Origin of the sequence: Pseudomonas sp. K5002 (assembly GCF_013386655.1) — a bacterium.
GTDB lineage: Bacteria > Pseudomonadota > Gammaproteobacteria > Pseudomonadales > Pseudomonadaceae > Aquipseudomonas.
The window spans coordinates 1-347 of record NZ_JACARK010001698.1 but is presented as its reverse complement, the minus strand read 5'-3'; the positions used below and the strand labels follow the sequence as shown (position 1 = coordinate 347).

1 pseudogene is annotated in these 347 nt (G+C 65.4%); it reads left to right on the top strand.

Annotated elements, in window-relative coordinates:
- Positions 1-347: pseudogene (locus HX846_RS38770) on the top strand (MFS transporter); the annotation flags it as partial.

The following is a 347-nucleotide window of genomic DNA, read 5'->3' as shown; positions in this document are numbered from 1 at the left end:
TCTTCCTGATCAACCTGCCGGTGGGCATCATCGGCTGCTACGCCGTCTGGAAATTCATCCCCGACCTGCGCGGCAGCGAACGTACGCGGTTCGACGGCGTGGGTTTCCTGCTGTTCGGCGCGGCGATGGTGCTGATCACTATCGCCATGGAAGGCCTCGGCGAATTGCACCTGCCGCACCTGCGGGTGATGTTGCTGCTGTTCGGCGGCCTCGCGTGCCTGGCGGCGTATTGGCTGCGCGCCGGGCATATCGACAACCCGCTGTTCTCGCCGGTGCTGTTCAAGACCCGGACCTTTGCGGTGGGCATCCTCGGCAACCTGTTCGCTCGCCTGGGCAGCGGCGCGTTG